General features: G+C 67.3%; 25 protein-coding genes. 14 read left to right on the forward strand and 11 right to left on the reverse strand.

What is annotated here, in order from left to right:
- Window positions 1-32: 32 nt before the first annotated feature.
- A complete protein-coding gene (locus VXJ37_RS18090) occupies window positions 33-2,576 on the forward strand; it encodes an ATP-dependent DNA ligase (RefSeq protein WP_331324426.1) in 2,544 nt (847 codons plus the stop codon).
- 147 nt (window positions 2,577-2,723) lie between these two features.
- Here VXJ37_RS18090 and VXJ37_RS18095 read toward each other — a convergent pair whose 3' ends face one another.
- Window positions 2,724-2,981 carry a hypothetical protein gene (locus VXJ37_RS18095; RefSeq protein WP_331324427.1) on the reverse strand — a complete coding sequence of 86 codons (258 nt, stop codon included), beginning with the start codon at window positions 2,979-2,981 and terminating at the stop codon, window positions 2,724-2,726.
- 434 nt (window positions 2,982-3,415) lie between these two features.
- On the opposite strand from VXJ37_RS18095, the gene VXJ37_RS18100 reads away from it, so the two are divergent.
- Together VXJ37_RS18100 and VXJ37_RS18105 are read left to right on the forward strand one after the other, a co-directional pair.
- Window positions 3,416-5,005: an MFS transporter gene (locus VXJ37_RS18100; protein ID WP_331324428.1), complete on the forward strand. Its 1,590-nt coding sequence runs from the start codon at window positions 3,416-3,418 to the stop codon at window positions 5,003-5,005.
- Between the two features lie 259 nt (window positions 5,006-5,264).
- Window positions 5,265-6,389, forward strand: a complete 1,125-nt coding sequence (locus VXJ37_RS18105) for an FUSC family protein (RefSeq protein ID WP_331324429.1) — start codon at window positions 5,265-5,267, stop codon at window positions 6,387-6,389.
- Here VXJ37_RS18105 and VXJ37_RS18110 read toward each other — a convergent pair.
- Window positions 6,357-7,130 carry an SDR family NAD(P)-dependent oxidoreductase gene (locus tag VXJ37_RS18110; protein WP_331324430.1) on the reverse strand — a complete coding sequence of 258 codons (774 nt, stop codon included), beginning with the start codon at window positions 7,128-7,130 and terminating at the stop codon, window positions 6,357-6,359. The genes VXJ37_RS18105 and VXJ37_RS18110 overlap by 33 nt on opposite strands.
- A 247-nt stretch (window positions 7,131-7,377) precedes the next feature.
- On the opposite strand from VXJ37_RS18110, the gene VXJ37_RS18115 reads away from it, so the two are divergent.
- A complete protein-coding gene (locus tag VXJ37_RS18115) occupies window positions 7,378-7,701 on the forward strand; it encodes a hypothetical protein (protein WP_331324431.1) in 324 nt (107 codons plus the stop codon).
- 42 nt (window positions 7,702-7,743) lie between these two features.
- On the opposite strand, the gene VXJ37_RS18120 is transcribed toward VXJ37_RS18115, so the two are convergent.
- The 7 genes from VXJ37_RS18120 to VXJ37_RS18150 all read right to left on the reverse strand — a co-directional run bounded on the left by VXJ37_RS18120 (window position 7,744) and on the right by VXJ37_RS18150 (window position 15,020).
- On the reverse strand, window positions 7,744-8,073 hold the full coding sequence (locus VXJ37_RS18120; RefSeq protein WP_331324432.1) for a GNAT family N-acetyltransferase: 330 nt from the start codon (window positions 8,071-8,073) through the stop codon (window positions 7,744-7,746).
- Between the two features lie 15 nt (window positions 8,074-8,088).
- Entirely contained in the window at window positions 8,089-9,447 is a 1,359-nt protein-coding gene (locus VXJ37_RS18125; RefSeq protein WP_331324433.1) for an acyltransferase family protein, read from the reverse strand.
- Window positions 9,448-9,535: 88 nt separating this feature from the next.
- Window positions 9,536-9,940 carry a DUF1304 domain-containing protein gene (locus VXJ37_RS18130; protein ID WP_331324434.1) on the reverse strand — a complete coding sequence of 135 codons (405 nt, stop codon included), beginning with the start codon at window positions 9,938-9,940 and terminating at the stop codon, window positions 9,536-9,538.
- A gap of 145 nt (window positions 9,941-10,085) precedes the next feature.
- Window positions 10,086-10,937: a class II fructose-bisphosphate aldolase gene (locus VXJ37_RS18135; RefSeq protein WP_331324435.1), complete on the reverse strand. Its 852-nt coding sequence runs from the start codon at window positions 10,935-10,937 to the stop codon at window positions 10,086-10,088.
- Window positions 10,937-12,403, reverse strand: coding sequence for a GntP family transporter (locus VXJ37_RS18140; protein ID WP_331324436.1), 1,467 nt, complete (start codon window positions 12,401-12,403; stop codon window positions 10,937-10,939). The genes VXJ37_RS18135 and VXJ37_RS18140 overlap by 1 nt, the downstream gene beginning before the upstream one ends.
- Before the next feature lie 185 nt (window positions 12,404-12,588).
- A complete protein-coding gene (locus tag VXJ37_RS18145; protein WP_331324437.1) occupies window positions 12,589-13,488 on the reverse strand; it encodes an NAD(P)-dependent oxidoreductase in 900 nt (299 codons plus the stop codon).
- A gap of 47 nt (window positions 13,489-13,535) precedes the next feature.
- Window positions 13,536-15,020, reverse strand: coding sequence for a four-carbon acid sugar kinase family protein (locus VXJ37_RS18150; protein WP_331324438.1), 1,485 nt, complete (start codon window positions 15,018-15,020; stop codon window positions 13,536-13,538).
- A 170-nt stretch (window positions 15,021-15,190) separates the two neighbouring features.
- Between VXJ37_RS18150 and VXJ37_RS18155 the strand changes: the two genes are divergently transcribed.
- Both VXJ37_RS18155 and VXJ37_RS18160 read left to right on the forward strand, forming a co-directional pair.
- Entirely contained in the window at window positions 15,191-15,895 is a 705-nt protein-coding gene (locus tag VXJ37_RS18155) for a FadR/GntR family transcriptional regulator (protein ID WP_141944223.1), read from the forward strand.
- 114 nt (window positions 15,896-16,009) lie between these two features.
- Window positions 16,010-16,222, forward strand: coding sequence for a dodecin (locus VXJ37_RS18160; RefSeq protein WP_141944225.1), 213 nt, complete (start codon window positions 16,010-16,012; stop codon window positions 16,220-16,222).
- 87 nt (window positions 16,223-16,309) lie between these two features.
- On the opposite strand, the gene VXJ37_RS18165 is transcribed toward VXJ37_RS18160, so the two are convergent.
- Both VXJ37_RS18165 and VXJ37_RS18170 read right to left on the reverse strand, forming a co-directional pair.
- Window positions 16,310-16,516, reverse strand: a complete 207-nt coding sequence (locus tag VXJ37_RS18165) for a hypothetical protein (protein ID WP_331324439.1) — start codon at window positions 16,514-16,516, stop codon at window positions 16,310-16,312.
- 151 nt (window positions 16,517-16,667) lie between these two features.
- Window positions 16,668-17,564 (reverse strand): helix-turn-helix domain-containing protein, encoded by an 897-nt coding sequence (locus VXJ37_RS18170; protein ID WP_331324440.1) that lies wholly within the window; start codon window positions 17,562-17,564, stop codon window positions 16,668-16,670.
- A 204-nt stretch (window positions 17,565-17,768) separates the two neighbouring features.
- On the opposite strand from VXJ37_RS18170, the gene VXJ37_RS18175 reads away from it, so the two are divergent.
- The 8 genes from VXJ37_RS18175 (at window position 17,769) to VXJ37_RS18210 (ending at window position 26,619) form a co-directional block, all read left to right on the forward strand.
- Window positions 17,769-18,590: an aldo/keto reductase gene (locus VXJ37_RS18175; RefSeq protein ID WP_331324441.1), complete on the forward strand. Its 822-nt coding sequence runs from the start codon at window positions 17,769-17,771 to the stop codon at window positions 18,588-18,590.
- Window positions 18,591-18,630: 40 nt separating this feature from the next.
- Entirely contained in the window at window positions 18,631-19,602 is a 972-nt protein-coding gene (locus VXJ37_RS18180) for an aldo/keto reductase (protein WP_141944232.1), read from the forward strand.
- Window positions 19,596-20,618 carry an SDR family oxidoreductase gene (locus VXJ37_RS18185; protein WP_331324442.1) on the forward strand — a complete coding sequence of 341 codons (1,023 nt, stop codon included), beginning with the start codon at window positions 19,596-19,598 and terminating at the stop codon, window positions 20,616-20,618. Before VXJ37_RS18180 ends, VXJ37_RS18185 begins: the two co-directional genes overlap by 7 nt.
- Window positions 20,619-20,700: 82 nt before the next feature.
- On the forward strand, window positions 20,701-21,426 hold the full coding sequence (locus VXJ37_RS18190; RefSeq protein ID WP_331324443.1) for a TetR/AcrR family transcriptional regulator: 726 nt from the start codon (window positions 20,701-20,703) through the stop codon (window positions 21,424-21,426).
- Window positions 21,427-21,554: 128 nt separating this feature from the next.
- Entirely contained in the window at window positions 21,555-22,811 is a 1,257-nt protein-coding gene (locus VXJ37_RS18195) for an acyl-CoA dehydrogenase family protein (protein ID WP_331324444.1), read from the forward strand.
- A 46-nt stretch (window positions 22,812-22,857) separates the two neighbouring features.
- Entirely contained in the window at window positions 22,858-24,054 is a 1,197-nt protein-coding gene (locus VXJ37_RS18200; protein WP_331324445.1) for an acetyl-CoA C-acetyltransferase, read from the forward strand.
- 24 nt (window positions 24,055-24,078) lie between these two features.
- On the forward strand, window positions 24,079-25,635 hold the full coding sequence (locus VXJ37_RS18205; RefSeq protein WP_331324446.1) for a long-chain-fatty-acid--CoA ligase: 1,557 nt from the start codon (window positions 24,079-24,081) through the stop codon (window positions 25,633-25,635).
- Between the two features lie 66 nt (window positions 25,636-25,701).
- A complete protein-coding gene (locus VXJ37_RS18210) occupies window positions 25,702-26,619 on the forward strand; it encodes an alpha/beta hydrolase (RefSeq protein ID WP_331324447.1) in 918 nt (305 codons plus the stop codon).
- The last annotated feature ends 72 nt before the right edge of the window (window positions 26,620-26,691 follow it).

Raw genomic sequence — 26,691 nt, forward strand, 5'->3', positions numbered from 1 at the left:
TCAACATCAGAGCAGGCCGGAGGTGAAGCCCCGTGGCAGGTAGCAGGGAACGTGTCCGGGTTGCGGGACGCGAGCTGACACTGACCAACCTGGACAAAATCATCTATCCGGAGACCGGAACCACCAAAGCCGACGTCCTGGCCTACTACGCCGCGGTGGCGCACGTCCTGGTCCCGGCGGCCGCCAACCGTCCGGCGACGCGCAAGCGGTGGGTCAATGGTGTGGGTACGGCGGACAAGCCCGGTGAGGTCTTCTTCCAGAAGGAGTTGGAGGACTCCGCTCCCGGCTGGCTGCCGCGGGCCGCCATCACGCACAAGGACCGGACCATCCACTATCCCTTGGTCAACGACGCCGCGACGCTGACGTGGTTCGGCCAGATCAACTCGCTGGAGATCCACGTGCCGCAGTGGCGGGTGGACCCGCACGGCAACCAGCTGAACCCGGACCGGCTGGTGCTGGACCTGGACCCGGGCGAGGGTGCGGGCCTGCCCGAGTGCCGCGAAGTGGCGCTCCTGGCGCGGGCCATCCTGCAGGACGTGGGCCTGGATCCGGTCCCGGTAACCAGCGGCAGCAAGGGCATCCACCTCTACGCGGCGCTGGACGGGGGCCAGACCTCCGAGCAAATCTCCGCCTTCGCGCGGGAGTTGGCCCGCGCGCTGGAGGCAGACCACCCGGACCTGGCTGTCAGCGACATGAAGAAGTCCCTGCGCCGCGGCAAGGTGCTGGTGGACTGGAGCCAGAACAACGCGGCAAAAACCACGGTGGTCCCCTATTCGCTTCGCGGCCGGCCCACGCCCTTGGTGGCCGCACCCCGGACCTGGCAGGAAATCGAGTCGCCCAGGCTGGCGCATCTTGACTACCAGGAGGTGCTGAAAAGGGTGCGGGACGGCAACGACCCGTTCGCCGCCGTCGTCAACGCCACAGTTGGCGGGTCAAGCGGGGCGGCCGCCCAAGAGGAAGCGCACGACGGCGACGCCCGCCTGGGCAAGTACCGCTCCATGCGTGACCCCAACGCCACGCCCGAGCCGTTCGCAGGCATCCCCTCCGGCGGCAACAGCTTTGTCATCCAGGAGCACCACGCCAGCCGCCTGCACTGGGACCTCCGGCTGGAACACGAAGGGGTCCTGGCATCCTGGGCGCTCCCCAAGGGCGTCCCCGAGTCCGGCGGCAGGAACCACCTCGCCGTCCAGACGGAGGACCACCCCATGGACTACCTCACGTTCCACGGCACCATCCCCAAGGGGCAATACGGGGCCGGTGAAATGACCATCTGGGACACCGGCACCTATGAACTGCATAAGTGGATCAACGGGAGGGAGGTGATCGTCACCCTGGCCGGGTCCGACGACGGAGGGCTGGGCGGCAGCAAAAAGATCGCGCTCATCCACACCGGGCGAGGCCAGGGCAAGGACGCCGAAAGCCAGTGGCTGATCCACCTCATGGACCAGGAGGAGCCGGGCGCACGACGGCGGCAGCCGGCCCGGGCGGGAACAGAGCCTTCGCGGGATGGCGGCGGGATGGACCCTGCCCCGGCTGCTGCGCCGGCCAAGGCTGCCGGCCCCGCCGAGGCCGCGGAGCCGGCCACCACTGCGGACCCCGCCGGCAGTGCTCCCGCCGACGCCCTGGAATACCAGCCCATGATGGCTACGGCGGGGACCAGCGCGGATCTGCAGGGCAGTTCGTGGCAGTACGAGCTCAAGTGGGACGGCGTGAGGGCCATCCTGGTAGCGGACGCGGACAGGGTCAGGATATTTTCGCGCAACGGCAATGACGTCAGCCGGACCTACCCCGAGTTCACCGACCGGGCCTGCTGGCCGGCGCAGCCGTTCGTGGCGGACGGGGAGATCATCGCCGTCGGACCGGGCGGAAAGCCTGACTTTGGCCTGCTGCAGGGCCGGATGAAACTGACCCGGGCCGCGGACGTTGCCCGCGCCCGGACCGCGATCCCAGTACAGCTGATGCTGTTCGACTTGCTCTACGAGAACGGGAAGGACCTCCGGCGCCTGCCGCTGGGTAAACGGCGGCAGCGGCTGGAGGATTTCTTCCGCCCCTCGGAATGCCCGGTGGACCTGTCCGTGGTCCTGCAAGAACCAGTGGAGCTCCTCCTGGAAAGCGCCCAGGAACTGGGACTCGAAGGAATCATGGCCAAGAGGGCGGACAGCCGCTACGTCAGCGGCCAGCGCACCCGGACCTGGATCAAACTCAAGACGGAGCAGACCCAGGAAGTGGTGGTGGGCGGCTGGCGGCCGGGCAAGGGCGGCCGCCAGGACACCGTGGGCTCGCTGCTGGTGGGGATTCCCGACGGCGACAAGCTGCAGTACGTGGGCCGCGTGGGTTCCGGATTCAGCACCCGCGAACTCACCGAACTGCGGCAGACCGTGGAACGGCTGGGACGGAAGACCTCGCCGTTCCACGAAGTTCCCCGTCCTGATGCCGCGGACGCCCACTGGGTGGCGCCGGAGCTTGTGGGTGAAGTGACCTACAGCGAGTGGACCGGGCCCGGCAGGCTGCGGCATCCGCGGTGGCGGGGATGGCGCGTGGACAAGGACCCGTCGGAAGTGGTCCGCGAAAGCTGAGCCACGTTCGGTGGGCGCAGGTTCGACGCGCATTCCGGGAAATGACGCGGACACTACTTGGCGCCCACCGAATTTGGTGGGCGCCAAGTAGCGTGCGAATCGATATTGAAGGTGCGGGTGGCCGTCGAGGGGTCTTCCCCGAAGTGGCTACGAGGAGTGTGGCATCTGCGGCCGGCCGGTGCGGTGAACCGCCGTCACGGCTGCCTCATGGCCCACCCGCCCGTGGACGGCAGCCTCGTCTTTCGGATGCCGGCGCTTCCCGTAGCCGTCGGGCCACCCGCTTTGCTGGGACAGCGGGACGCCGCCGATCGCCGCGGGGCCGGGTGCCACCGGCACATCCATTGCCGCGGCCAGGTGGTCCGCCACCTCAGGCTTGAGGTGGAACTGGTTGGACTGTTCACCCATGTGTTTCTTCCCTTCTTTCTTTCGTTCTTCCTTGAAACGAACCGCTAACGAAAAGCGCCCGGGCGCGCAGGCTACAGCCCGGAAAGAAGTGTGTTCATCGCTCTACCATAGGCACCTCCGCTCCTGCTGGGAAGCCCCTCAAAGGACGGTGGCCGCGGTCACTTTTGCGGCCCGTTTCCCGGAAATCGGCGGGTTGAAACGGGGCAACTTGGAAAATTTTTGGTAACAGTGCGGTTCATCAGCCTGCTTCCCAGTGATGGCGCGGGAAACGGCGGGGCAAAAAGGCCCCGGAACAGCGCGGGAAGGGGCCTAAAAATGCGCACTCTACGCCATAAGACTGCCCGGACGCCAGAGGAATCCAGTAAAATTGAAGGCCTGCCCGGAGCGGGGCAGCTACAAGTCGCAAGCAAATGACCTCCACAGGAGTTGCCCAAATGCCCACAGACCGAAGCACGACCGACTCTTCAGCAGGCGCCAGGAACGCCCGCGGAACCGACCCGTCAGCCGCTGCGGCTGCCAAGAAGCCCAGGCTGCTGCCACGCCGCCGCCTGAAGGAATCCGATGTCAACGTGGTTGACCAGCCGATGCTTAAAAAGGCGCTCGGCGGAACCATCGTGGGGAACACGATGGAATGGTACGACGTAGGTGTCTTCGGGTACCTCATCACCACCATGGGCCCGGTATTCCTTCCCGAGTCCGACCCCACAACGCAGACGCTGTTCCTCCTCGGAACCTTTGCCGCCACCTTCATCGCCCGCCCCCTCGGCGGCGTGATCTTCGGCTGGCTGGGCGACAAGATGGGGCGCCAGAAGATCCTGGCCACCACGCTGATGATCATGGCCGCCAGCACCTTCCTCGTCGGCGTCCTGCCGGGCTATGCCCAGATCGGACTCTGGGCAGCCGCGCTGCTGGTGCTCCTCAAGGTCATCCAGGGCTTCTCCACGGGTGGTGAGTACGCCGGCGCCACCACGTTCGTCAGCGAATATGCCGCTGACAAGCGCCGCGGCTTCTTTGCCAGCTTCCTGGACCTCGGCAGTTACCTGGGCTTCGCCATCGGCGCCGCCCTGGTCTCCGTACTGCAGCTGACCCTCGGGCAGAGCACCATGGAGGACTGGGGATGGCGCATCCCGTTCCTGGTGGCGGGTCCGCTGGGCCTCATCGCTGTTTACTTCCGGAGCAAGATCGAGGAATCGCCGCAGTTCCAGGCCACCCTTGACGCCCAGGAGGAAAACGCCCGGAATGCCTCCGCGGATGACACTTCCGCGGCCAAGGGTCCCGTGGGGATCGTCAAGGCCTACTGGCGGCCCATCATCGTCGCCATGGTTGTGGTGGCCGCTGCGAACACGGCCGGCTACGCGCTGACGTCCTACATGCCGACCTACCTGACCGATTCCAAGGGCTACGACGAAGTGCACGGCACGTTGCTGACGATTCCCGTCCTGGTGGTCATGAGCCTCTGCATCCCGCTGACCGGCAAGCTCTCCGACCGCATCGGCCGCCGTCCCGTGCTCTGGATCGGTGCCATCAGCACGATCGTCCTGGCCATCCCGGCCTTCATGCTGATTGGTATTGGACAGATCTGGTCCACCCTTGCGGGCCTTGCCCTAGTCGCCTTCCCCGTTACCTTCTACGTGGCCAACCTTGCCTCGGCCCTCCCTGCCCAGTTCCCCACGTCCAGCCGGTACGGCGCCATGGGCATCGCGTACAACTTCGCCGTGGCCATCTTCGGCGGCACCACGCCCTTCATCGTGGCCGCGCTGATCAGCGCCACCGGCAACGACATGATGCCTGCCTACTACCTGATGGGCACTTCCCTGGTGGGTGCGATCGCCATCTACTTCCTGAAGGAATCCGCCAATCGCCCCCTCCCGGGATCCATGCCCAGCGTTGACACCCAGGCAGAGGCGAAGGAACTGGTGGCCACCCAGGACGAGAACCCGCTGATCAACCTGGACGAGTTGCCGTTCGAAACGCAGGACGGCACGGACCCGCAGGCACAGCGCGGGGTCCCGGCCGGGGCCTGACTCCGGCCTTCGGGGCACGCTTGTAGCCCACGCTCGCAGGCCCGCCCCGCGTGCTTCCTTGGGGGAAGCACGCGGGGCGGGCCTTTGCGCTGGTGGGAAGAAGTCCCGGCCCCGGATGCCAAACCGGCTGCCGGAGCCGAAGGTCCACGCGAGATGTCCCTGTGTGACTGCAGCTATATGACTCGGTCCGGCGCCCGGTGATAGCTTCCAAGGGGCCGCAGAGGCGGGCCGCAGCAGGCATTGGGGGACAGGTCGGGATATGGAGCGCGTAGTGGAGCAGGTACGTGCGCTCCACCGTTTGGAACCTGCCACTAATGACCACCTCGCGGCGGTCCGGGTAGCCCTCAGCGTCGCAGTCCCCTCCCTGTTCCTGCTCGCCCTTGGCCGCACGGACCTGATCATCTACGCCGTCTTCGGTGCACTGACGGGCATGTATGGCCGTTCCGAGCCGCATCAGCTCCGGCTCCGCCACCAGGGCCAGGGTGCCCTGGTGCTGCTCACTGGCGTGGCGGTGGGGGTGGTGCTGTCCGTCAACCACGTCCACTCGTGGTGGCTGGTTGCCGTGGAGGCAACTCTGGCCGGAGTGGGCTCGATCTACTCCGACCGGGTGCGGCTGAAGCCGAACGGGCCCTTCTTCGGCATCCTTGCGCTGGGCGCGTGCGCTTCCGCGCCTGCCGCTGTCCCCTGGTACGTGGCCGTGGCCATTGCGGCGGCATCATCAGTGTTCTCCATCCTGGTCGGATTCAGCGGCTGGGTGCGGCGGAGGGCATGGGAGCCCGGAGCCACCCGGAAGGTACCCCGCCGGTCGGCGGCCAGGCGGCGTGAACTCATGCTCCATGCAGCCCGGTATGTACTGGCCGTGGGCGCTGCCGGGACGGTGGGCGTGATCAGCGGCAGCGGCCATCCGCACTGGGCAATGGCATCCGCTGCAGTACCGCTGGCAGGCGCAGACCTGCCCAGCAGCGTCCGGCGGGGTGTCCACCGCATCGTGGGCACGCTGATCGGCCTGGCGGTTACCGCCGTCGTACTCCTCCCCGGGCCCTGGAGCCTGCCGGCCCTCTACCCCGCGTGGCAGGAACCGGGGAACCATGCCGTGGTGCTGGCCCTTCTGGTGATCCTCTTCCAGTTCGCAACAGAGCTGTTCATGACCAGGCACTATGGCCTGGCGATGGTCTGGTTCACTCCTGTCATCCTGCTGATGACCCAGCTTGCCGCACCCATCGAGCCGCGGGTCCTGATCCTGGAGCGTGCCGTGGAGACCCTGGTAGGGGCGTTGTTGGGAATCCTGGTGGTGGTGGCTGTCCGCCGGCCCGGTTCGCGGAGGCGTCCGGCCTTCCCGGGCCAGGCGCCGCTACTTCGGCTTCCGCGCCGGCCCCGCCATTAGCCGCGCCGGGGCCACCTTGGCGACCGCGGCCACCGCCTTGTAGCGCTTGGACGGAATGGACACGGCCTTGCCGCGTTCGTTGTCCGCCAGGCCTTCCCGCACCACCCGCTCGGCGCGCAGCCATGTCCAGGACGGCGCCACCGACTTGTCCATCCCCATCCGGTCATGGAACTCGGTATGGGTGAAGCCAGGGCAGACAGCGGTCACCTTGATCCCGCGCTTGCGGTAAGCCATGTTGGCCCACCGGCTGAAGCTCACCAGCCAGGCCTTCGCCGCGGAATAGGTGCCTCGGGGCAGGAACGCGGCCACGCTGGCAACATTGATAATCCGGCCCTCCCCGCGCTCCAGCATTCCCCGGAGCGCCGCATGGGTAAGCATCATGGAGGTCTCGGCGTGCAGCTTCAGGTGCCTCTTCTCGTCGTCCGCGTGGTTGTCCTCAAAGTTGTGCAGCAGCCCGATCCCCGCATTGTTCACCAGGATCCGCACCGGCCGCGTGGCGTCCTCAAGGCGTTCGACGACGGCGGCGACGTCCTCGTCCTGCGTCAGGTCGGAGGGGAGCACCTCAACCGTGATTCCGTACTGCCGCCGAAGCGCCTCCGCCGTTTCCGCGAGCCGCGCCGCGTTGCGCGCCACCAGGACCAGATCGTGCCCCTGCGCGGCGAGCTGCTTGGCGAATTCGCGTCCGAGCCCGGCGCTGGCGCCGGTGACGAGTGCTGTGGTCCGTGAGCTGGAGGGAGTCATGCTGCAAGCCTAGCCACAGGGGCCAGAGTTGGCTCCGGCACGTGCGCCAAGCAAGCTCTCCAGGGTGCCCTGGCGTGACGGCGCCAAGCCTTTGGCAGACCGGGCTTTGGGCAGGTTTCCCCAAGTGCAACTTGTGCAACATTTAGTAAGCATGCTTTGCTTGTGGGGATAGATGAACCTCCGCAAGCAGTTCGCGGCGGGGTTGCCAACGCTGGCGGTCCCGTGAAGAAGCCCAAGGAAGAACATAATGACCACCGCAATGGAACACCAGCCGGCCGCGTTTGGGGAGCGCAATGAGGCAGCTGGACAGCTTTTGGCCACGACAGTACCCGTCGACGCAGGGCTGCTTTTGACCCTCAACTCCCGCATGCATTGCCGCACGCCCATGGAGCGCGTCGACCCCGCGGAGATGCCGCTCCGGCAGCCCGTGTACGTCGACGGAAACTCCGTCGTTGCCCTGCGGCCCGGATCAGTGCCGGAAAGCATCGTCACGTACCGCTGCGCCTGCGGGTTCACCATTGATGACCCTGGAACCGCCATGGCAGTCAGCGACCAGGCGCTGGCCAGCTAAGGGGCCTTCCGCCGCGCGGCGGAAGGCCGCCGCAGCCAACTGTCAGCCCTGGGGCCAGTCGACGAACTGTTCGTAGCCTTCGTGCTTCCGCAGATAGCTGGAAATGAACGGGCAATGCGGGATGATGCGCTTGCCCGTGGCCACCACGTCGTCCAAGGCGAAGTGGGCCAGGACTTTGCCGAGCCCCTGGCCCTCGAAGTCCTGCCCGGTCTCCGTGTGGGTGAAATCGATGTGCCCGGGAAGGTCGCGGAAGAAGGCCTGCACGGCAATCCTGTCATCCACCAGGAGTTCGTACCGGTGCTGTGCATCGTTGCGCCGCAGCGAGACGTTTGCGGTGAATTTGTCCTCCGCGGACGCGGTGTTCTCGGTCATGGTCTGACACTGGCACTACTTCACCCCGCTGGCAATGCCCCTTCTCCCCTTCTTGCCCCGGGTTCTGCCCCGGGCCTTCCCTTTGCGGGGACCGAGGGAAACAGCCGCCCTCCGGTGCCCTGGCGAGAAGCCGCCCAGCAGAAGCACCGCCACGTAAAAGCAAACCGCGCCGGCTGCCAGCAGACCCAGCGACAGTCCACTGAGGGCCGCGTCGGCCACCGGGATAAAGACCACGACGACGGCGGCGCCCGCTGCGGCGGCCCGGCAGCGGAGGGTGTGCATCGCCGTCGTCCGTTCCTCCAGGTGTCCAAAGGCCGCTGCCACCGGCAGGAGCAGCAGGACCAGCGCAAAAACCACCAGGGGCCGCGACCACCACCAGGCGGCGGTGCCGGGTCCAGGCTTGGGGATGGGCGCGAGGAGCAGCAGCCCGGACATGGCCACCAGCAGCGGCAGGTGCCACAGGTATACAGTGAGGGACCTGGACCCGGCCATCGTCAGCAGCCGGCTGACCCAGCGCACACGGGCCAGGGGCGCCAGGACCGGCCGGGCGAGCTCCAGGGCGGCCAATTGCGCAACGCCCAGGATTACGAGGGTCAGGTTGGGCGGATTGAGGTTCACCAGCATGTTCCCCCGGTACAGCCCCAGCCCGGTCACCACGCCCAGCAGCAGGTGCGCCGCAACGGCCATGCCCAGCAGGCCGGAGCGCGAGAGCCGGGAAAAATGGCCGTCCACGGCCAGGAAGCCCAATTGCTGGACGGCGCACCACACAAACACCAGGTTGATATTGGCCAGGTCCGGCAGTGCGCCGCGGAGGCAGTCCACGGCAACCACCAGCGCGGTGAGCAGGCCGATGGTCAGCCAGGGGGCGCGGGCATGCAGCGCGGCCAGCACCGGAATGTTCAGCTGTGCGGCGAGGTAGGCGGCCAGGAACCACAGCGGCATGGCGGCGCCGGTTGCCATGAGCTGGACCACCTCCTGGTCCACGCCGAGTACGCCGGCCACGGCCAGGCCCAACGCCATCGTGGCCAACAGGGCAGTGGCGGGCCGGACCAGCCGCAGGAGCCGGCCGCGGATGAACTGGGCAGCTGTGCCGCCGGCCTCCTTGAGCCGCCGCCAGGACTGCAGCCCCGTCACCCCTCCGGTAACGAAGAACAGCGGCATCACCATGAAGATCCAGATGATGGGCTCGAACCAGTTCTGGATCGCCAGCGTGTTTTCCGTGGTCACGGTACCGTCAGGGTGCAGAACAGGGCTGACCATCATCGAATGCCCCACCAACACCAGCACCAGGCAGACGAAACGGACAAGGTCGATGACCGGATCACGGTTTGCCGTGTCCGGCCCGGTTTCTGTCCCCTGCCTGCCGGTGCGCACTTGGGGCCTACAACGACTCGACGCTGCCCACGGCACTATTGTGCACCCCGTTGCAGGCGGGTTTAAGGACCATAGGCCCTGGGAGTCCCTACTGCAGGACTGCAGGCAGGGCCAGGACGACGGCGAGCAGGGGCGTGCTGCCCTGCGTCACCGCGGCGCGGAGGTACTTGCGCCCGGTGAGGGCGAGGACGGCGGCCGCCAGCAGCATGGAGCCGCAGCAGCTGAAGACGAGGGTCCAGCCTGCCACGGATGGGACTGATCCGCTCCTGCCGTACGCCACGAGCCCGACGCCGACGAAGGCCCCCACAGCCAGGAACAGGTTGTAGAAGCCCTGGTTGTAGGCCAGGGACCGGGTGGTTTCGGCATCGGCCTGGGAGTCGATCCCGAAGCGCTTCCAGGTGGCAGGCCGGGTCCAGGTAAGCGACTCCATGGTGAAGATGAAGACGTGCAGTGCGGCGGCAAGGAAGGCAAAGAGAAGGGAGGCCAGGATCATTGCTCGATCCTAGCCTCCCGGTGGAAGCCTGTATCCGCTGCCGGCACTCTCCATCCGGAGCCGCGAATCACCCGCGGACAGGCACAGAGGAGGCCAGGACCGGCTGCTTGATCCTGGCCTCCCGTCTGTGGCGGGTTCGGTGCCGCTACCGCGCCAGGGTGGCCAGGGTGGTGGCGGCAAAGCCCTTGGCCGAGGCGTTCCACAGGGACAGCAGGCCCTGCAGGTTCTCGCCGTCGGCGCGGTGGCCGGCAACCTGATCCTGGAGAGTGGCCAGCACGCCGGTCCGCAGTTCCGTGTTGAAGTTGACCTTGCCAACGTTCATGGCGGCGGCTTTGACCAGCTCCTGGGCAGGAATCCCGGAAGCACCGTGCAGCACCAGCGGAATGTGGACCCGCGCTGCGATGTCCTGCAGCACGTCCCAGCGCAGCCGGGGCTCACCCTTGTACTTGCCGTGGACATTGCCCACGGCAACGGCCAGGAGCTGCGCGCCGGTGCGGGACACGAAGTCCTCCACCTGCGCGGAGTCCGTCAGGCCTGCCGCGTCGGTGCCGGACTGGCCTGCAGAGAAGGCACGGTCCTCGTCGCCGGCCAGGCCCCCGAGTTCCGCTTCGAGGACCACGTCGGGGCCCACCAGCGCCCGGGCGTCCCGGACCAGCGCAATGTTCTCCTCGTAAGGAAGGGACGAACCGTCGGCGAGGACCGAATCCGCCCCTGCCGCAACGGCGTCGGCCATCACGTTGAGGTCCGACGCGTGGTCAAGCTGCACCGCGACCGGTACGGCGGCAGCATCCGCCAGTCCGCGCAGCGCCGCGATGAGCCGGAGGCCGTTGGCGGTGGCGGCCGTCTTCGGGGCCACCAGCAGGATCACTCCCCTGCCGGAGTCCTCGGCGGCGGCCACCACGGCCAGCGCGGTAGTGAAGTCGTAGCAGGTGAAGGCCGGCACTGCGGAACCCTGCTGCAGGGCGGAGGTGACCAGGTGGTCCAGTCGGGTACGCATCAGACCCCCAGGCCTCCCACCAGGATCCAGGCAATAAAGGTCAGCACGAAGCCGGCCACGCCCAGGATGGTGGTGAGGACCGTCCAGGTCTTCAGGCCGTCGGAAACGGTGAGGCCGTAGTAGCGGACCACCACCCAGAAGCCGGCGTCCGTGACATGGGACAGGCCCAGGGCGCCGAAACCGATGGCGATCACGATCACGGCGATCTGCGCCGGGCTGTACCCGCCGCCGCTGACGGCCGCGGACAGCAGGCCGGTGGTGGTCACGATGGCCACGGTTGCCGAGCCCTGGGCGGCGCGCAGGGCCAGCGAGACGATGAAGCCGAGCAGCAGCAGCGGGACGCCGAGGGTGTCCAGGGTCTTGGACAGCGCCGACCCAATGCCAGAGACCTGCAGCACGTTGCCGAACACGCCGCCGGCGGCCACCACCATCAGGATGGAGGCAATGGGAGGCAGCGAGCCCTCGAAGATTTCACCGGTTTCCTTGAAGGACCAGCCGCGGCGGACGGCCAGCAGGAAGAAGGAGAGCGCCACGGCGACCAGCAGGGCGAGGAAGGGGTTGCCGATGAAGGCTGCGAGGCCATACAGCGGATCGGACTTGGGGAGCACCAGCGTGCCGACGGTGCCGAGCAGGATCTGCACGATGGGTGCTGCGATGAGGAAGATGATCAGGCCCGGCCGCGGCGGAGCGATGGCGGCGGCACCGGGGCCGTCGTGGCCCACCTTGACCAGGGAATCGGAGCCGAATTCCTCCACCTGCGCCTTCACGGCGGGCAGCAGTTCGTAGTCCTTGCGGTTCATGATGGAGGCCACCCAGTAGGACAGGAAGCCCAGCGGGATGCAGATGAGCAGCGAGATCAGGGCGATGAGCCCGATGTCGGCGCCGAGCACGCCGGCGCCGGCCACGATTCCCGGGTGCGGCGGAACGGCCACGTGGATGGCAAGCATGATGCCGGCCATGGGCAGGCCGAACTTTACGGGGTGCACCTTGGCGATCTTGGCGAAGGCGTACACGATGGGCACCAGTACGATGATGCCCACCTCGAAGAAAACGGGGATGGCTACCAGGAAGCCGACGGCGGTCAGCGCCACGGCCACGCGGCGCGCGCCGAGCTTGCGGGTGAAGTGGTCGGCCAGGGACTGGACACCGCCGGACACTTCGATCATCCGGCCCAGCACGGCGCCGAGCGCGATCAGGATGGCAACCTTGCCCATGGTGCTGCCCACACCGCTGGAGACCACCGTGAAGATGTCCTGCAGCGGGATGGTTGCCGCCACGGCCACCAGGATGCTGACGGTGAGCAGGGCCACGAAGGCCTGGATCTTGAAGCGGATGATCATCACCAGCAGGATGGCGATGCCCACCGCTGCAATGGTGAGCAGTACCGGCGTACCCAGCTCCACGGCGGGCTTGATGGCCGGAGCGTCGGCCGCCCGCTGTATCAGCGGACTCATGAGGTGGTTCACGGGGGATTGTCTCCTTTGGCGTGCCGGCCCCGGGCAGGGCGGCATCACGGAATGGCGGGATGGGGATGAACGTTGCCGGACCTGGCCGGCAACGCTGGAAGGTACGACGACGGCGGAGGGGGGACCGCCGTCGTCGTACCTTTTAGTGCCGCAAGGGCAGGAGGGTGGCTTACTTGGTGCGCGGGTTACTTGGTGCGCTTGGCGGGGGCGACAACCTTGATCACGGCGGAGTCGTCGGCGGCGGCAAGGCCCTGGGCCTGGCCCAGCAGGTAGAGCTGCTCGGCAGCGGCGGCAACGGGGGCGGCCAGGCCGGCGGCCCGGGTGGCCTTGCCAACGATGCCCATGTCCTTGACGAAGATGTCCAGGCGGGAGAGGACCTCGGCGCCCTCCTCGTTGTAGGCCTCCAGGATGCGGGGGCCGCGGTTGGAGAGCATGAAGGAGCCTGCCGCGCCTGCTTCGAGTGCGGCGAGGGTCTTGGCCTGGTCCAGTCCGAGCGCGTCGGCGAGGGCCAGGGCTTCAGCGGCGGCGGCGATGTGGACGCCGCACAGGAGCTGGTTAACGGTCTTCAAGGCCTGGCCGTCACCGGGGTTGTCGCCCACCACGGTGAGCGTGGAGGCCAGCAGGTCCAGTGCCGGGGCTGCCTTTGCGCGGGCTTCGGGGGATGCGCCGACGACGATCAGCAGGTCGCCTTCGCCGGCGCGCTTGGGGCCGCCGGACAGCGGGGCGTCCACCAGGTCCACGCCGTATTCGGCGAGTTTGGCGACGGTGGCGGGGATGGCGTCGGTGCCCACCGTGCTGCCCAGAATCACGACGGCGCCGGGCTCCAGGACGGAGGCCACGCCGTTCTCCCCGAAGAGGACATCGTTGAGCTGTTCGCCGTTGCGGACGGCGAGAAGCACTGCGTCGGCGCCCTTGGCGGCTTCGCGTGCCGTGCTGAAGGTGGCGATGCCGGCTTCGCGGGCGAGTTCCAGGCGGGGCTCGGCAATGTCGAAGCCGTGGACGGTCAGCTGGGAGGCCAGGCGGGTGGCCATGGGCAGGCCCATGGCGCCGAGGCCCAGGACGGTGACGGTGTAGTTGCTGGTCATGGTGTTTCTCCGTTGAATGTTTGGGGTGTTGTGGGGAGCCGGCGGGCTTAGAAAGTGCTGCTGAGCTTGCGGGTGACCTGGGCCAGGGAGTCGTCGTCGCCCACGTTGCCGGCGAACACGATGTACGGAATGCCCTTGGCGGGCCCATCCACCGGTTCCCACAGGCTGACGATGCCCGGCAGCATGGGGCCGCGGACAATGGCGTGGCGGATTTCCAGGCCGTGGGCGGCGACGTCCGAGGAGGTGATGCCGCCCTTGGCAATGACGAACCGTGGCGGGAAGGTCTTCAGCGTGCGGTTGACCACGTCCACGACGGCGGCGGAGACGGTGCGCGCGATCCGCAGGCTTTCGGCGGGGTCCTCGGTCTTGATGAGCAGGCGGCTGGTGTGGACGATGACGTCGCCGGCGCGGAGGGCCTCGACGACGGCGGCAACGGTCTGGTCCAGATGGGCCTTGGCTTCGTCTTCGTCGCCGAGGAGCTTCTCGACGTCGATCTCGATGATGCGGGCGGAGCTGTGTTCGGCGGTGAGGACGTTGAGCTGGCGCGTGGTGACGCCAACGTGCGAGCCCACCACGATCAGGCCGCCAGCCTCTGAGGGAGTGTTGCCCGCGTAGGCCTCTTCGGCGGTCAGCGCCGCGCGGACTTCCTGGCCGATGCGGCCGCGGACAAACGGCGGACCCACGCGGTACAGGAGCTTCTTGCCGCGGCGTTCAGCTTCCTCCAGGCCCAGGGCCAGGGCGCGGAAGTCGTTCTCAGTGACGATGTCCGCCACGATGGGCGTGGAGTCGGCGGCCGGCTCGATGGCGTCGGCGATGGCCTTGGCGGAGATGGCAGGGTCCTGGGCGGCGGCCCCGGCCCGGATGATGTTGAGGTCCAGCACGATCACGGAGTCTGCAGGGAACCGGCCCTGCGACTTCTCTGCGATGTAGTCCGCCATGACCGAGGTGCTGAAGCCGAAGGTGGCGTCCTTGGCGAACTCGGTTTCAGACACCGGGACCAGGGTCCCCGCGGCGTCACCGGTGCCGCGCATGTAGTGGACGCCGCCAATGGTGAGGCGGCCGGCGTCGGGGAATGCCGGAACCAGGACAACGCCATCGGTCTTTTCCCCGCCGGCCTGGGCAACAGTGGCGGCGATGACGTCAGGCTCCAGGGGGAAGTGGCCGCGGAGGGTTGAGTCGCTGCGGCTGACGAAGCCCAGGCGCAGCGTGTCCGGCGATCCTGCTGCCGCCAGGGCGTTGCGGACCACTTCCTCATTCCGGGCCGCCGCTTCTGCGGGGTCCAGGCTGCGCGTGTTGGTGAGGACGTAGACTGCGGGCTTGCCCTGGCCGAAGGCCCAGGTGAAGTCCTCCACGTCCCAGCGGGTGAGCACCGGCAGGTCCGCCACGGACTGCGTACCGGTGGGGTCGTCGTCGAGGACCACCAGGACGCGGGGAACTGCCGCGTTGGACGCGGCCAGCGCGCCGGCAACCAGGCCGGCCGGGATCTCGAGGTCTGCCGGATAGGCGGCCAGAACGTCTGCTTCAAGCGTCACAGTGCACTCCGTTGTGTAGCGATCCGGGCTGGCGGATCCAAATGTAAAGGTAACTGTAAGATGTCTGACATCTTGCATTTGATGTTAGTGTGGCACACGGCATACGGACGCGCAAGTACACTTGTCTGACATATCCGCCGCGGAAGCCGGAAGCAGGAATCGGGGGCAACATGGCAAGAAAGTCGCTGGTAGGCGTAGTGGCCGATGAGCTGCTTGACCGCATCATCGACGGCGAGTTCCCGCCAGGGTCCACCGTCCCCGGGGAACACGAGCTCAGCGCCCGGCATGAAGTCAGCCGCATGACGGTCCGCGAGGCCATGAAGACGCTGCAGGCCCAGCGCATCCTGAGCGTGGAGCGCGGCCGCGGCACCTTCGTCAACCCACTCAGCCGCTGGGCCTCGCTCGAAGCCGTCCTGCGCGCGGCAGCGGAGGGCAAGAACGACGCCGATGCCTCCATCCAGCTGATCGAGCTCCGCCGGATGCTCGAAACGGGAGCGTGCGAGCTCGCGGCCGGACGGATTGCGGAAGAGGACATCACCGCGCTCTTCAACTACGTCTCAGCGATGAAGGCCGCCAACAGCATCAACGACGTCGCAGCCTTCGTCGAAGCGGACCTTGCTTTCCACGACGTCATCCTGCGGGCATCCGGGAACGTCTTCGTGTCGGTCCTGTTCGAGCCGCTGCACCGCGTCCTGGAAAAGCGCCGGACGGAGACCTCTGCCGTTCCCCAGATCCAGGAACACGCCATCGGCCACCACCAGAACATTGCCGAGGCACTGCGGTCCCGCGATTCCGTCAGGTCCCGCGAGGCCATGGACGCCCACATGCAGCAGACCCTGGACGACCTGAAGCAGCTGGTACTGGAAGCCAAATAGCGGCTATCTGCCGGCTGCAACGCTTTCCGCGTTCCTCTTTCAACGGTCCCGGAGTCCTACTAGGCTTCAGGGACGGCCCGCAACCGGGAGCATCGACGACCACGAGGAGCGAAGTTGTCCAACCACACGTACAGCATTTCTGAAATTGTCGGCACCTCCACCCAGGGCGTGGACGACGCCGTCCGCAACGGTATCGCCAAGGCATCCCAGACCCTGCGGAACCTGGACTGGTTCGAAGTCAAGGAGGTCCGCGGCCACCTTGAGGACGGGAAGGTCGCGGACTGGCAGGTCACCATCAAGATCGGCTTCCGCCTGGAAGAGCACTGATCTAAACGCAGCTGACCCGCAGCCGGCGTCGCGGAACATGGTTCCGGCGACCGTTGGCTGCGGGTCAGCTGTGCGTCTAAGCGGGGATCAGTTTGCCGTGCCCGGGCTGCGCCGCCGCCAGACCGTGGGGACGCCGTCGAACGCAGGGAATACGTGGCCCTCAAAGAAGGACAGGACCGTCTGGGGGTCCACGTCGGGGCTCCAGAGCCCGGACGCCGGGCAGTGCGAACCGGTAGCGGTGGAAGCGGCGCCGGCGGACGCCTGGCGCTCCTTCAGCAGGGCGATGCGTTTCATCGTTGAGACCATCCTGGGTGGTAAAAATCCGGGCAGTGAAAGCTGGTACTCCCACCCTACGGAACCGCCGCCCCCGCACCAATGGGCGGCTGGCCAGAAAAGCCCCCTTCCACTGGACGAATGTACAGTGGCTCACACCCCTGGCTAACGTTTACCCGGCGTCGCTCCGGTCCGCCGCCGCCGCATCCCGCTCCCGGGTGGCCTCCAAAGCGGCGCCCAGGCTGCCCAGGAGGGCCAGGGCGTCCGACGACGGCGATCCCGGGCGGGCGGAGTACACCCGGAGCGTCTGGTCCGGATCCTCCGGCAGGACAAGGTTTTCAAAGTTCAGTTCCAGGTCCCCCACCGAAGGGTGGTGCAGCCGGACAGTCCCGGCGGCGCGGGTGGCAACCCGGTGTCCGGCCCACCACTGGCGGAAATGTTCACTGTGGACGGCCAATTCGCCCACCAGATGGTTGGCTTGGGGATCGTTGGGGTGCCTCCCCACATCCAGGCGCAGGGATCCGGCGGCTTCAGCAGCCACCGTCTTCCAGTCCCTGAACAGTTCCCTGGCGGCCGGATCCAGGATGGTCCAGCGGGTAAGGTTCCGCTCGGCGGGCGGCAGCGCCGGAAAATCGGCGAACAGCAGGAACGCCATCCTGTTCCCCGCCAGGACATCATTGCGCCGCCCCAGCACCAGGGCCGGCACATCCCCCACCGCGTCGAGCAGCTGGCGAAGCGCCGGCCGGACGCCCTGGGCCGCATTGGCGCCGGGCTCCCGCGGAGCGCCCGCGCAGTTTTCGAGCAGGTCCAGCATGTGCGCGTGTTCGCTGCTGTCCAGGCGCAGCGCCCGGGCCACCGCATCCAGTACGGTGCGCGACGGGTGGATGTTGCGGCCCTGCTCCAGCCGTACGTAATAGTCCGTGCTGACTCCCGCGAGCCGCGCCACTTCCTCCCGCCGGAGACCGGGGACCCGGCGGGCACCCGTGCTGGGGCCGGTACCGGCGACCTCCGGGCTCAACCGGGACCGCATGGCTTTGAGGAATTTTCCGAACTCGGCGCTTTGACCCATGCAGACCATTGTGCCTGCGACAGGTGCCCGGTTCTACAACGAAGGTAGGACTGGCGGTCCTAGGAAAAACAGGAACAGCCTTCGCTGCTGACTTGGCCGGGAAAAGTACATAGGCTCGGGAGTGAGCCGGTGGAAACCGCTTTCTTCTTCGTCGGGCAGTCGGCAACGAATCCCAGCACCATACGTTCCAAGGAGCACACACCCATGTCAGAGCTGACACTCAACAATGGCGTCACCATCCCCCAGCTTGGCTTCGGCGTTTTCCAGGTCCCGCCGGAAGACACGCAGCGCACCGTGGAGGATGCCCTCGAGGCGGGGTACCGCCACATCGATACTGCAGCGGCGTACCGCAACGAAGCCGGGGTAGGGGCAGCCCTCGCGGCCACCGGCATCCCGCGAGAGGAAATTTTCGTCACCACCAAGCTCCGCAACGGCGAGCAGGGCCGTGCCCAGGAGGCGTTCCAGAACAGCCGCAAGGCACTGGGGCTGGACTTCATCGACCTCTACCTCATCCACTGGCCGGTTCCTTCGCAGGGCCTCTTCGTCCAGGCGTGGAAGGAGATGGAGCGGCTGTATGAGAACAAGGAGATCCGCGCCATTGGCGTCTCCAACTTCCTCTCCGGCCATCTGGACACCCTGCTGGAGTCGGCAGAAACCGTGCCCGCCGTCAACCAGATCGAACTCCACCCCAGCTACCAGCAGGCGGACCTTGCCGCCAAGTGCCGGAGCCTGGGAGTCGCCGTCGAGGCGTACAGCCCGCTGGGGCAGGGCGGCGACCTCAACGGAAACGCCGTCACCTCAATCGCCGGCGCGCACAACGCCACCACGGCCCAGGTGGTGCTCGCCTGGCACCTTGCCAATGGCAACATCGTGATTCCCAAGTCGGCAAACCCGGACCGCATCCGGGAGAACTTCGCGGCGTCGTCCCTGACCCTGTCCCAGGACGAACTGGACGCCATTACCGCACTGGAATCGGGGGCCCGCATCGGTTCCGATCCCGCCGTCGCCGCCTTCACCCAAATGTAGGTTCCGGCACTCGCTGCCACCGAAACCGAAAGGATTTTCCATGCAGTACACCCATTTGGGCCGATCCGGCCTGAAAGTCTCCCGCCTCTGCCTGGGCACCATGAACTTTGGGCCCCAGACGGAGGAGGCGGACGCGCACAGCATCATGGATTCCGCGCACGAAGCCGGCATCAACTTCTTTGATACTGCCAACGTCTACGGCGGGGCGGAGCACCGGGGCTGGACCGAAGAAATCATCGGGCGGTGGTTCGCCAAGGGCGGCGAGCGCCGCGAGCACACGGTCCTGGCCACCAAGCTCTACGGCACCATGACGGACCGGCCGAATGAATCGAAGCTGTCCGCGCTGAACATCCGCCGGGCCCTGGATGCCAGCCTCAAGCGCCTGCAGACCGACTACATCGACGTGTACCAGTTCCACCACATTGACCGTGACACCCCGTGGGACGAGATCTGGCAGGCCATCGAGGTTGCCGTGCAGCAGGGGAAAATCCTCTACTCGGGCAGCAGCAACTTTGCCGGCTGGCACATCGCCCAGGCCCAGGAAGCAGCCCGGCGCCGGAACTACACCGGCCTGGTCAGCGAGCAGTCCATCTACAACCTGTTCATGCGCCAGGTGGAACTGGAAGTCATTCCGGCTGCGCAGCAGTACGGCCTGGGACTGATCCCCTGGTCGCCGCTGCAGGGCGGACTGCTGGGCGGCGTGCTGAAGAAAGAACGCCAGGGAGTCCGCCGCACCGAGGGCCGGGCCGCCGAAACGCTGAAGAAGCATGAAGACCAGATCCGCCAGTATGAGGACTTCGCCGACGAGCTGGGCCACGAACCCGGCGACGTTGCCCTGGCCTGGCTCCTGCACCAGCCTGCGGTGACCGCACCGATCGTTGGCCCCAGGACCCAGGAACAACTGGACGCCGCCATCCGCGCCCTGGACGTCACACTCGACGCAGACGCGCTCAAGCGGCTGGACGACATCTTCCCCGGCCACCGCACGGCACCGGAGGACTACGCGTGGTAACCACGCTTCCGTCCCGTACGGTGTCGCCGGCGAACATCCTGTTCATCGGCGGCACCGGCGTCATCAGCACGGCTGCGGCGGAACGCGCCGTCGCACTGGGCCACCGGCTGACCATCCTCAACCGGGGCCAGTCCACGAGGCCGGTCCCGGAAGGGACCGAGGTGCTGCATGCCGACGTCCGTGACGCGGCGGCCGTCCGGGAGGTACTGGGCGGCAGGGAGTTCGACGCCGTGGCGGACTTCATCTCCTACACCCCGGACCAGGCGCAAACCAGCATGGACCTGTTCCGGGACCGGGTTGGGCAGTACGTCTTCATCAGCTCCGCCTCCGCGTACCAGAAGCCGCCCACCAGGCTTCCCATCCGCGAGTCCACGCCGCTGAAGAATCCGTTCTGGCAGTATTCGCGCGACAAGATTGCCTGTGAGGAACTGCTCTTCCAGGCGTACCGGGAGGAGGACTTCCCGGTGACGGTGGTCCGGCCGTCACATACCTATGACCGCACCAAGATCGCGATGGTGGGCGGCTGGACGGACATCCACCGCATGCGCAGCGGCCTGCCGGTCATGGTCCACGGCGATGGCACCTCGCTGTGGACCCTGACGCACAGCAAAGACTTCGCCAAGGCGTTTGTCGGGCTGCTCGGACGCCCCCAGGCCGTGGGCGAGAGCTACACGATCACCTCGGACGAATACCTGCCGTGGAACCAGATCTACCAGATCTTCGCCCGGGCGGCCGGCGTCCGCGAACCCGAACTGGTGCATGTGGCGTCCGAAAGCATCGCCGCCCATGACCAGGACCTGGGTTCCAACCTCCTTGGCGACCGGTCCCATTCGGTGGTGTTCGACAACACCAAGATCAAATCCCTGGTCCCGGACTACACCGCCACCATCCCGTTCGCGGACGGCGCCCGCGAGATCGTCGAGTGGCACGACAACCACCCGGAGCTGCAGCAGGTAAACGGGGCCTACATGCAGCTTTCGGACAAACTCACCGCCTGGTCCCGCCAGGGCGCCTGAACCCCGGCCACGGACTGGAAACTGGCCTGCCGTATCCAGCGGCAGGCCAGACGCGTTTAACCGCTGTGCTACATTTCGGCGCATGACCTCGTCCCCTTCGAACCATCCTGCCGACGGGCATCCCGCCGACGGCCCCGTCGCGGCGGCCATTGGGCTCCTGGCAAACAAGGGTTTCGATGCGACATCCGTAGAGGAGCTGGCAGAAGCCTCCGGCATGAGCCGCAGCACGTTCTTCCGCAGGTTCGGGTCCAAGGAAGACGTCGTCTTCGCCGACCACGAGCGGATCCTGGGCCAAGTTAACCAGCGGCTCGCCGAATCACGGCTGGAACCGCTGGCCGCCGTTGCAGACGCAGCCATGCTGGTCTTTGAGCACCACCTGCAAAACCCCGCAACGTCCCGGGCCAGGCATGGGCTGCTCCAGGCTGTTCCGGCACTGCGGGACCGGGAACTGGTGACATCCCACCGGTACGAGCGCGCATTCCTGCACTACCTCAGTGACAAGCTGCCCCGCGATGGCGGCCGTGAGTACAAGGCCGTGGCCTTCGCGGCAGCGGTGGTGGCCGTGCACAACGCATTCCTTCGGGACTGGCTTCGTGCGGCGCCTGCCGCCGGACAAAGCCAGTCCGCGGACCGGAAGCGGGCCGCGGCCCTCGCCGCCGAGCTTCAGGCACTCTCGGAAACGTTCAAGCCCGCACTCCTTGGCACCGGGCCCGCCGCTCCTCCCGCCCCGACCGTCGTCGTCACCGTTCTTTCCGGTGCCGCGGACAAGGACGCGGTGGCCCAGGCCGTACGCGACGCCCTCCCCTGACCCTACCCACAGCCTTTGAAACTGAGTTTCTTGACGTGGAACTGCGTTTCAATGCATCCTTAGAGCGTGTGGTGCAGGCCACATGGCCCCCGCCTCCCCGCCGCCGCTGATTCGAAGGATGCATATTCATGACGACGACGTCACCCGGCCCCGCGACCACCCTCACCGGAGGTTCGCCAGAGTTTCCCGCCGGAACGGTGGAGTCCGAGTACCTCCTCACCGAGGCCCTCGGCACCGATCCCGCCTCCGTCTTCACCGGCATCAACGCCGAAGACCGCGCCTACTGGGACCGCGCCCGCCGCTTTGTCCAGGACGAGGTCCTTCCTGTCATCGACGGCTATTGGGAGCGGGGCGAGTACCCGCTGCACCTCCTCCGGCGCCTCGGTGAACTGGACCTGCTGCGCGACGGCGTACCGGTGGACGGTTCTGCACCGATGAGCAGCATGGCCGCTGGCCTGGTGAACATGGAAATCAGCCGCGGCGACGGCTCGGTGGCAACCATGGTGGCGGTCCAGGGCGGCCTGGCATTGCGGTCCGTGGCTGAATGCGGCTCCGGCCCCCAGAAGGAGCGCTGGCTTCCGGCAATAGCCGGCGGCACGGAATACGCGGCTTTCGCCCTGACCGAGCCCACCCACGGTTCGGACTCGGTGGCCCTGGAAACCACGGCCACCCGCACCGACGGTGGCTTCCTGCTCAACGGGGAAAAGAAGTGGATCGGCAACGGCTCCGTCGGAGGCCTTACGGTCGTCTGGGCCCGGGGCGATGACGGCCAGGTCCATGGGTACCTGGTTCCACAGGACTCCCCCGGCTACAGCGCCACCAAGATCGAAGGCAAGCTCGCCCTCCGTGCCATCTGGCAGGCGCACATCCGGTTGGAGAACGTCTTCGTCCCGGAGGAAAACGTCCTGCCCGGCGCCCGCACCTTCAAGGACACGGCCCGGGTCCTGCTGGCCACCCGACTGGGCGTGGCCTGGTCCGCCGTGGGGCATGCCACCGCCTGCTACGAAACCGCTGTCCAGTATGCCAAGCAGCGCAAGCAGTTCGGCCGCCCGCTGGCCGCCTCCCAGATCGTCCAGGAGCGCCTCGCGCGGATGCTCAGCGAACTGGCCACCATGCAACTCATGGTGGTGCAGATGACGCGGCTCGATGAAGCCGGAGCGCTGACCCCCGAGCAGGCCTCGCTGGTCAAGTACACCTGCACCCGGACGGCGCGCGGCATAGCCTCCAATGCCCGTGACCTTTTGGGCGGCAACGGCATCCTGCTGGAAAACCGCGTAGCGCGGCACCTGGCGGACATCGAAGCCATCCACACCTACGAAGGCACCGAGACCATGCAGGCCCTCATTATCGGCCGCGGCATCACCGGCACCTCCGCCTTCGCCTGACCTCCCCCGCCTGGCCTTGGCCGGGCCTCCCCCGAAAGGACCGTTCTTGAACCAGAACGCCAACATCCCCGTCATCCTGGGCGGCGCCCGCACTCCGTTCGGCAGGTTCCGCGGCGGCCTCACGCCCTTCTCCTCAAGCGACCTGGGCGCCCATGCCATCCGCGCCGCGCTGGAACGCACCGGCGTGGCACCGGAGCAGATCGGCGCCGTCATCGTCGGCCAGGTCATCCAGGCCGGCGCCGGGCAGGGCCCCGCACGCCAGGCCAGCCTGGCCGCCGGAATCGGCTGGGACGTCCCCACCATCACCATCAACAAGCTCTGCCTGTCCGGGCTCACTGCAGTCATCGACGCCGCCAGGATGATCCGCACCGGGGAAGCCGACTTCATCGTCGCCGCAGGCCAGGAGTCAATGACCAATGCACCCCATCTGGTCCCCGGACTCCGCGCCGGCGTCGTCATCGGCGACGCCCCCATGCTCGACTCCCTGAACCACGACGGGCTGCAGGACCCTGCCAGCGGCAAGCTGATGGGCGAGGCCACTGACGCCGGCAACACCGAACGCGGCATCACCCGCGAGGAGCAGGATGCCGTGGCCGCGCGCTCGCACCAGCGCGCCGAGGCCGCCCGCGCCGCAGGAGTGCTGGCCGAGGAGATCGCGCCAATCGAGGTGCCGCAGCGCAAGGGAGCCTCCGTGGTCCTTGAGCACGACGAGGGCATCCGCCCGGAAACAACGGCCGAATCCCTGGCCCAGCTCCGTCCGGCGTTTTCGAAGGATGCGGCCGCCACCATCACCGCCGGATCATCCTCTCCGCTTTCCGACGGCGCGGCGGCACTGGTCATTGCCAGCAAGGCGGCGGCAGAGGCCGCGGGGCTGGAGTGGATTGCGGAGATCGGGGCGCACGGGCAGACAGCCGGGCCCGACGGGTCCCTGCACTCACAGCCTGCCCGGGCCATTGAGCGCGCCCTCAAGGACGAGGGTCTCACCGCGCAGGAACTGGACCTGGTGGAAATCAACGAGGCGTTCGCCTCGGTCCTCATCCAGTCCGCCAACGATCTCGGGATCGAAACGGAGACCGTGAACGCGGAAGGCGGTGCCATTGCCCTGGGCCATCCCGTCGGCGCCTCGGGCGCACGCCTGGTGCTGCACCAGGCGCTGGCGCTGAAGCGCCGCGGTGGAGGCACCGGCGTCGTGGCCCTTTGCGGTGGCGGCGGCCAGGGCGACGCCCTGATCCTCAAAGCATGACCCATCCCAACGAAGAAGCAGGCCATGACCAACACCAACTCCGCTGACGGCTTCGCCACCATCTCCGTCGCTGCCGTCCTGGCAGAATCAGCAAAGAGGACCCCTGACAGCATCGCCCTGGTGGTCGGCGAGGACCAGGTGAGCTACGGCGATCTCTGGCGCCAGACCCGCTCGTACGCCGGCGCACTGCGGGCCCGCGGGATCGGCCCGGGGGACGCCGTCGCCGTCCTGATTCCCAACGTCCCGGACTTCGCCAGGGTGTACTACGCCATCCTGTCGCTTGGCGCCATCGTGGTTCCGGTGCACGCCCTGCTCAAGGCCCGCGAGATCGAATACGTCCTGCAGGACAGTGGCGCCAAGCTGCTGATTTGCGCCGCTCCGCTGCTCGGCGAGGGCGCCGCAGGTGCCCAGGCCAGCGGAATCGACGTGCTGACGGTGATGGCGGCCGACGACGGCGGGTTCCCACGGCTCGAAACGGAAGCTGCGGCCGCGGAGCCGATCCGGACGTATGAGCCCTGCCGCCCGTCCGACACGGCAACCATCCTGTACACCTCCGGGACAACGGGCAAGCCGAAGGGCGCACTGGGCACCCACTTCGCGCTGGTGGAACAGACCAGCACCCTGCTGACCAGTGTCATGGACTTCCGCCCCGGGGACGTCCTCTTTGGCGGCCTGCCGCTGTTCCATACCTTCGGCCAGACGGTGGTGCTCAACACGGGCCTGCGCGCCGGCGCCACGATCGTCCTGATGCCGCGGTTCACCGGCCCGGACGCCCTGAAGCTCCTGGCGCGGCACAACGTCAACATCTTCATTGGAGTGCCCACCATGTATGTGGCACTCCTGGAAGCAGCCAAGACCGTGCCGGACCGGCCGGCAGCCCTGCGGTACGGCGTTTCCGGCGGTGCGTCACTTCCGCTGGCCGTCATGGACAAGTTCCGCGACGTCTACGGTGTGGAAATCCATGAAGGCTACGGCCTGACCGAGACCTCCCCGGTGGCAGCCTTCAACCACGTTGGCACACCGCCGCGGCCGGGCACCATCGGAGTCCCCATCTGGGGAGTGGATATTGAAATCGCCCGGCCGGAGGTGGTGGAAAGAATCGAACTGGTGCCCAACGGTGAGCTCGGCGAACTGGTCGTCCGCGGGCACCTGCTGATGAAGGGCTACCTCAACCGGCCCGAAGCAACGGCTGAAGCCGTGGTGGACGGCTGGTTCCGTTCGGGGGACCTTGGCACCAAGGACGACGACGGGTACCTCACCATTGTGGACCGCAAGAAGGACATGATCATCCGCAACGGCTATAACGTCTACCCGCGGGAGGTCGAGGAAGTCCTGCTGACCCACCCGGCGGTGGTCAGCGCTGCCGTCTACGGCATTCCGGACGACGTGCACGGACAGGAGATCGCCGCGGCCATCGTGCTGGATGCCGGGGCAAAGGTCAGCGAGTCCGAGCTGATCGACTTCGCGAGCGCCCAGCTGGCGGCCTACAAGTACCCGCGGGTGGTCCGCATCCTCTCCGAACTGCCGCTGGGTCCCAGCGGCAAGATCCTCAAGCGGAAGCTGGCGGAGGACCCGGCCTAGGACAGCGGTGCCCCGTCAGCGCGCCTCACTCGAAGATCACCTTCGTTCTGCCGAAAGGACCCGGCTTTGACCGCCACCAGCCGTACTGACTACACCACCCTCGACGTTCCAGTGCGCGGCGGGGTCCTCCGAACCGCCGTCTGGGGGCCTGCGGACCCAGCGGCACCCACGGTCCTCGCGGTGCACGGCGTGACATCGTCGCACATGCAGTGGGCCGTCCTGGCCGACGCCCTTCCGGGCGTCCGCATCATCGCTCCGGACCTGCGCGGCCGGGGCCGCAGCAGCGGACTGCCGGGCCCCTACGGGATGGCCACGCACGCACAGGACCTCGCAGATCTCCTGGACGCTCTTGATGTGCCGCAGGTGCTGGTACTGGGACACTCCATGGGCGCTTTCGTGGCAGAGGTCTTCGCGGACCTGCACCCGGACAGGGTCAGCGCGCTCGTCCTGGTCGACGGCGGCCTGCCGCTCCCCATTCCGCCCGGCATCACCGTCCCCCAGGCCATCCAGGCCATCCTCGGACCCGCCGCCGCCCGGCTATCCATGACCTTCCCCGATCACGAAACGTACCTGGAATTCTGGCGCCGCCACCCAGCTTTCCTGGACGGCTGGAACGACGCGGTCGAGGCCTATGCCCGATATGACCTTCTGGGTGACCCGCCGGAACTTCGCCCCTCCACCGCCGTCGAGGCCATGAGCGAGGACTCCGCGGACCTCCTGGCCGGGGAAGCAGTTCGCCGCGCCCTGGAACAGCTGCGGCATCCCGCGGTGCTGTTGTGGGCGCCACGCGGCCTCCGGGACGAAGCCCCCGGCCTGTACACGCAGGAGCTCGTGGACAGCCACCTGGATGGCCGTTCCTGCCTGCGGGCTGAACTGGTGCCGGACGTCAACCACTACACGATTGCCATGGGCGGGCCCGGCGCGGAAAGGATCGCTGCGGTCATCAGCGGGCTGCTGAACCCGGAGAGCGCCATTTCCCGTTAATGTCCGGGCCGTTCCCGCAAGATTGTTCCAGCGTCCCTGGGCCGGGACGGCCGGCAGAGGGCAGACTGATGG

It is taken from the genome of Pseudarthrobacter phenanthrenivorans (assembly GCF_036455295.1).
Classification (GTDB): domain Bacteria; phylum Actinomycetota; class Actinomycetes; order Actinomycetales; family Micrococcaceae; genus Arthrobacter; species Arthrobacter phenanthrenivorans_C.

Coding starts and splice junctions, on each gene's coding strand:
- VXJ37_RS18095 (WP_331324427.1), bottom strand. CDS start 2,981: ATGGGTGAACAGTCCAACCAGTTCCACCTCAAGCCTGAGGTGGCGGAC.
- VXJ37_RS18100 (WP_331324428.1), top strand. CDS start 3,416: ATGCCCACAGACCGAAGCACGACCGACTCTTCAGCAGGCGCCAGGAAC.
- VXJ37_RS18105 (WP_331324429.1), top strand. CDS start 5,265: ATGGAGCGCGTAGTGGAGCAGGTACGTGCGCTCCACCGTTTGGAACCT.
- VXJ37_RS18110 (WP_331324430.1), bottom strand. CDS start 7,130: ATGACTCCCTCCAGCTCACGGACCACAGCACTCGTCACCGGCGCCAGC.
- VXJ37_RS18115 (WP_331324431.1), top strand. CDS start 7,378: ATGACCACCGCAATGGAACACCAGCCGGCCGCGTTTGGGGAGCGCAAT.
- VXJ37_RS18120 (WP_331324432.1), bottom strand. CDS start 8,073: ATGACCGAGAACACCGCGTCCGCGGAGGACAAATTCACCGCAAACGTC.
- VXJ37_RS18130 (WP_331324434.1), bottom strand. CDS start 9,940: ATGATCCTGGCCTCCCTTCTCTTTGCCTTCCTTGCCGCCGCACTGCAC.
- VXJ37_RS18135 (WP_331324435.1), bottom strand. CDS start 10,937: ATGCGTACCCGACTGGACCACCTGGTCACCTCCGCCCTGCAGCAGGGT.
- VXJ37_RS18145 (WP_331324437.1), bottom strand. CDS start 13,488: ATGACCAGCAACTACACCGTCACCGTCCTGGGCCTCGGCGCCATGGGC.
- VXJ37_RS18155 (WP_141944223.1), top strand. CDS start 15,191: ATGGCAAGAAAGTCGCTGGTAGGCGTAGTGGCCGATGAGCTGCTTGAC.
- VXJ37_RS18165 (WP_331324439.1), bottom strand. CDS start 16,516: ATGAAACGCATCGCCCTGCTGAAGGAGCGCCAGGCGTCCGCCGGCGCC.
- VXJ37_RS18170 (WP_331324440.1), bottom strand. CDS start 17,564: ATGGGTCAAAGCGCCGAGTTCGGAAAATTCCTCAAAGCCATGCGGTCC.
- VXJ37_RS18175 (WP_331324441.1), top strand. CDS start 17,769: ATGTCAGAGCTGACACTCAACAATGGCGTCACCATCCCCCAGCTTGGC.
- VXJ37_RS18180 (WP_141944232.1), top strand. CDS start 18,631: ATGCAGTACACCCATTTGGGCCGATCCGGCCTGAAAGTCTCCCGCCTC.
- VXJ37_RS18190 (WP_331324443.1), top strand. CDS start 20,701: ATGACCTCGTCCCCTTCGAACCATCCTGCCGACGGGCATCCCGCCGAC.
- VXJ37_RS18195 (WP_331324444.1), top strand. CDS start 21,555: ATGACGACGACGTCACCCGGCCCCGCGACCACCCTCACCGGAGGTTCG.
- VXJ37_RS18205 (WP_331324446.1), top strand. CDS start 24,079: ATGACCAACACCAACTCCGCTGACGGCTTCGCCACCATCTCCGTCGCT.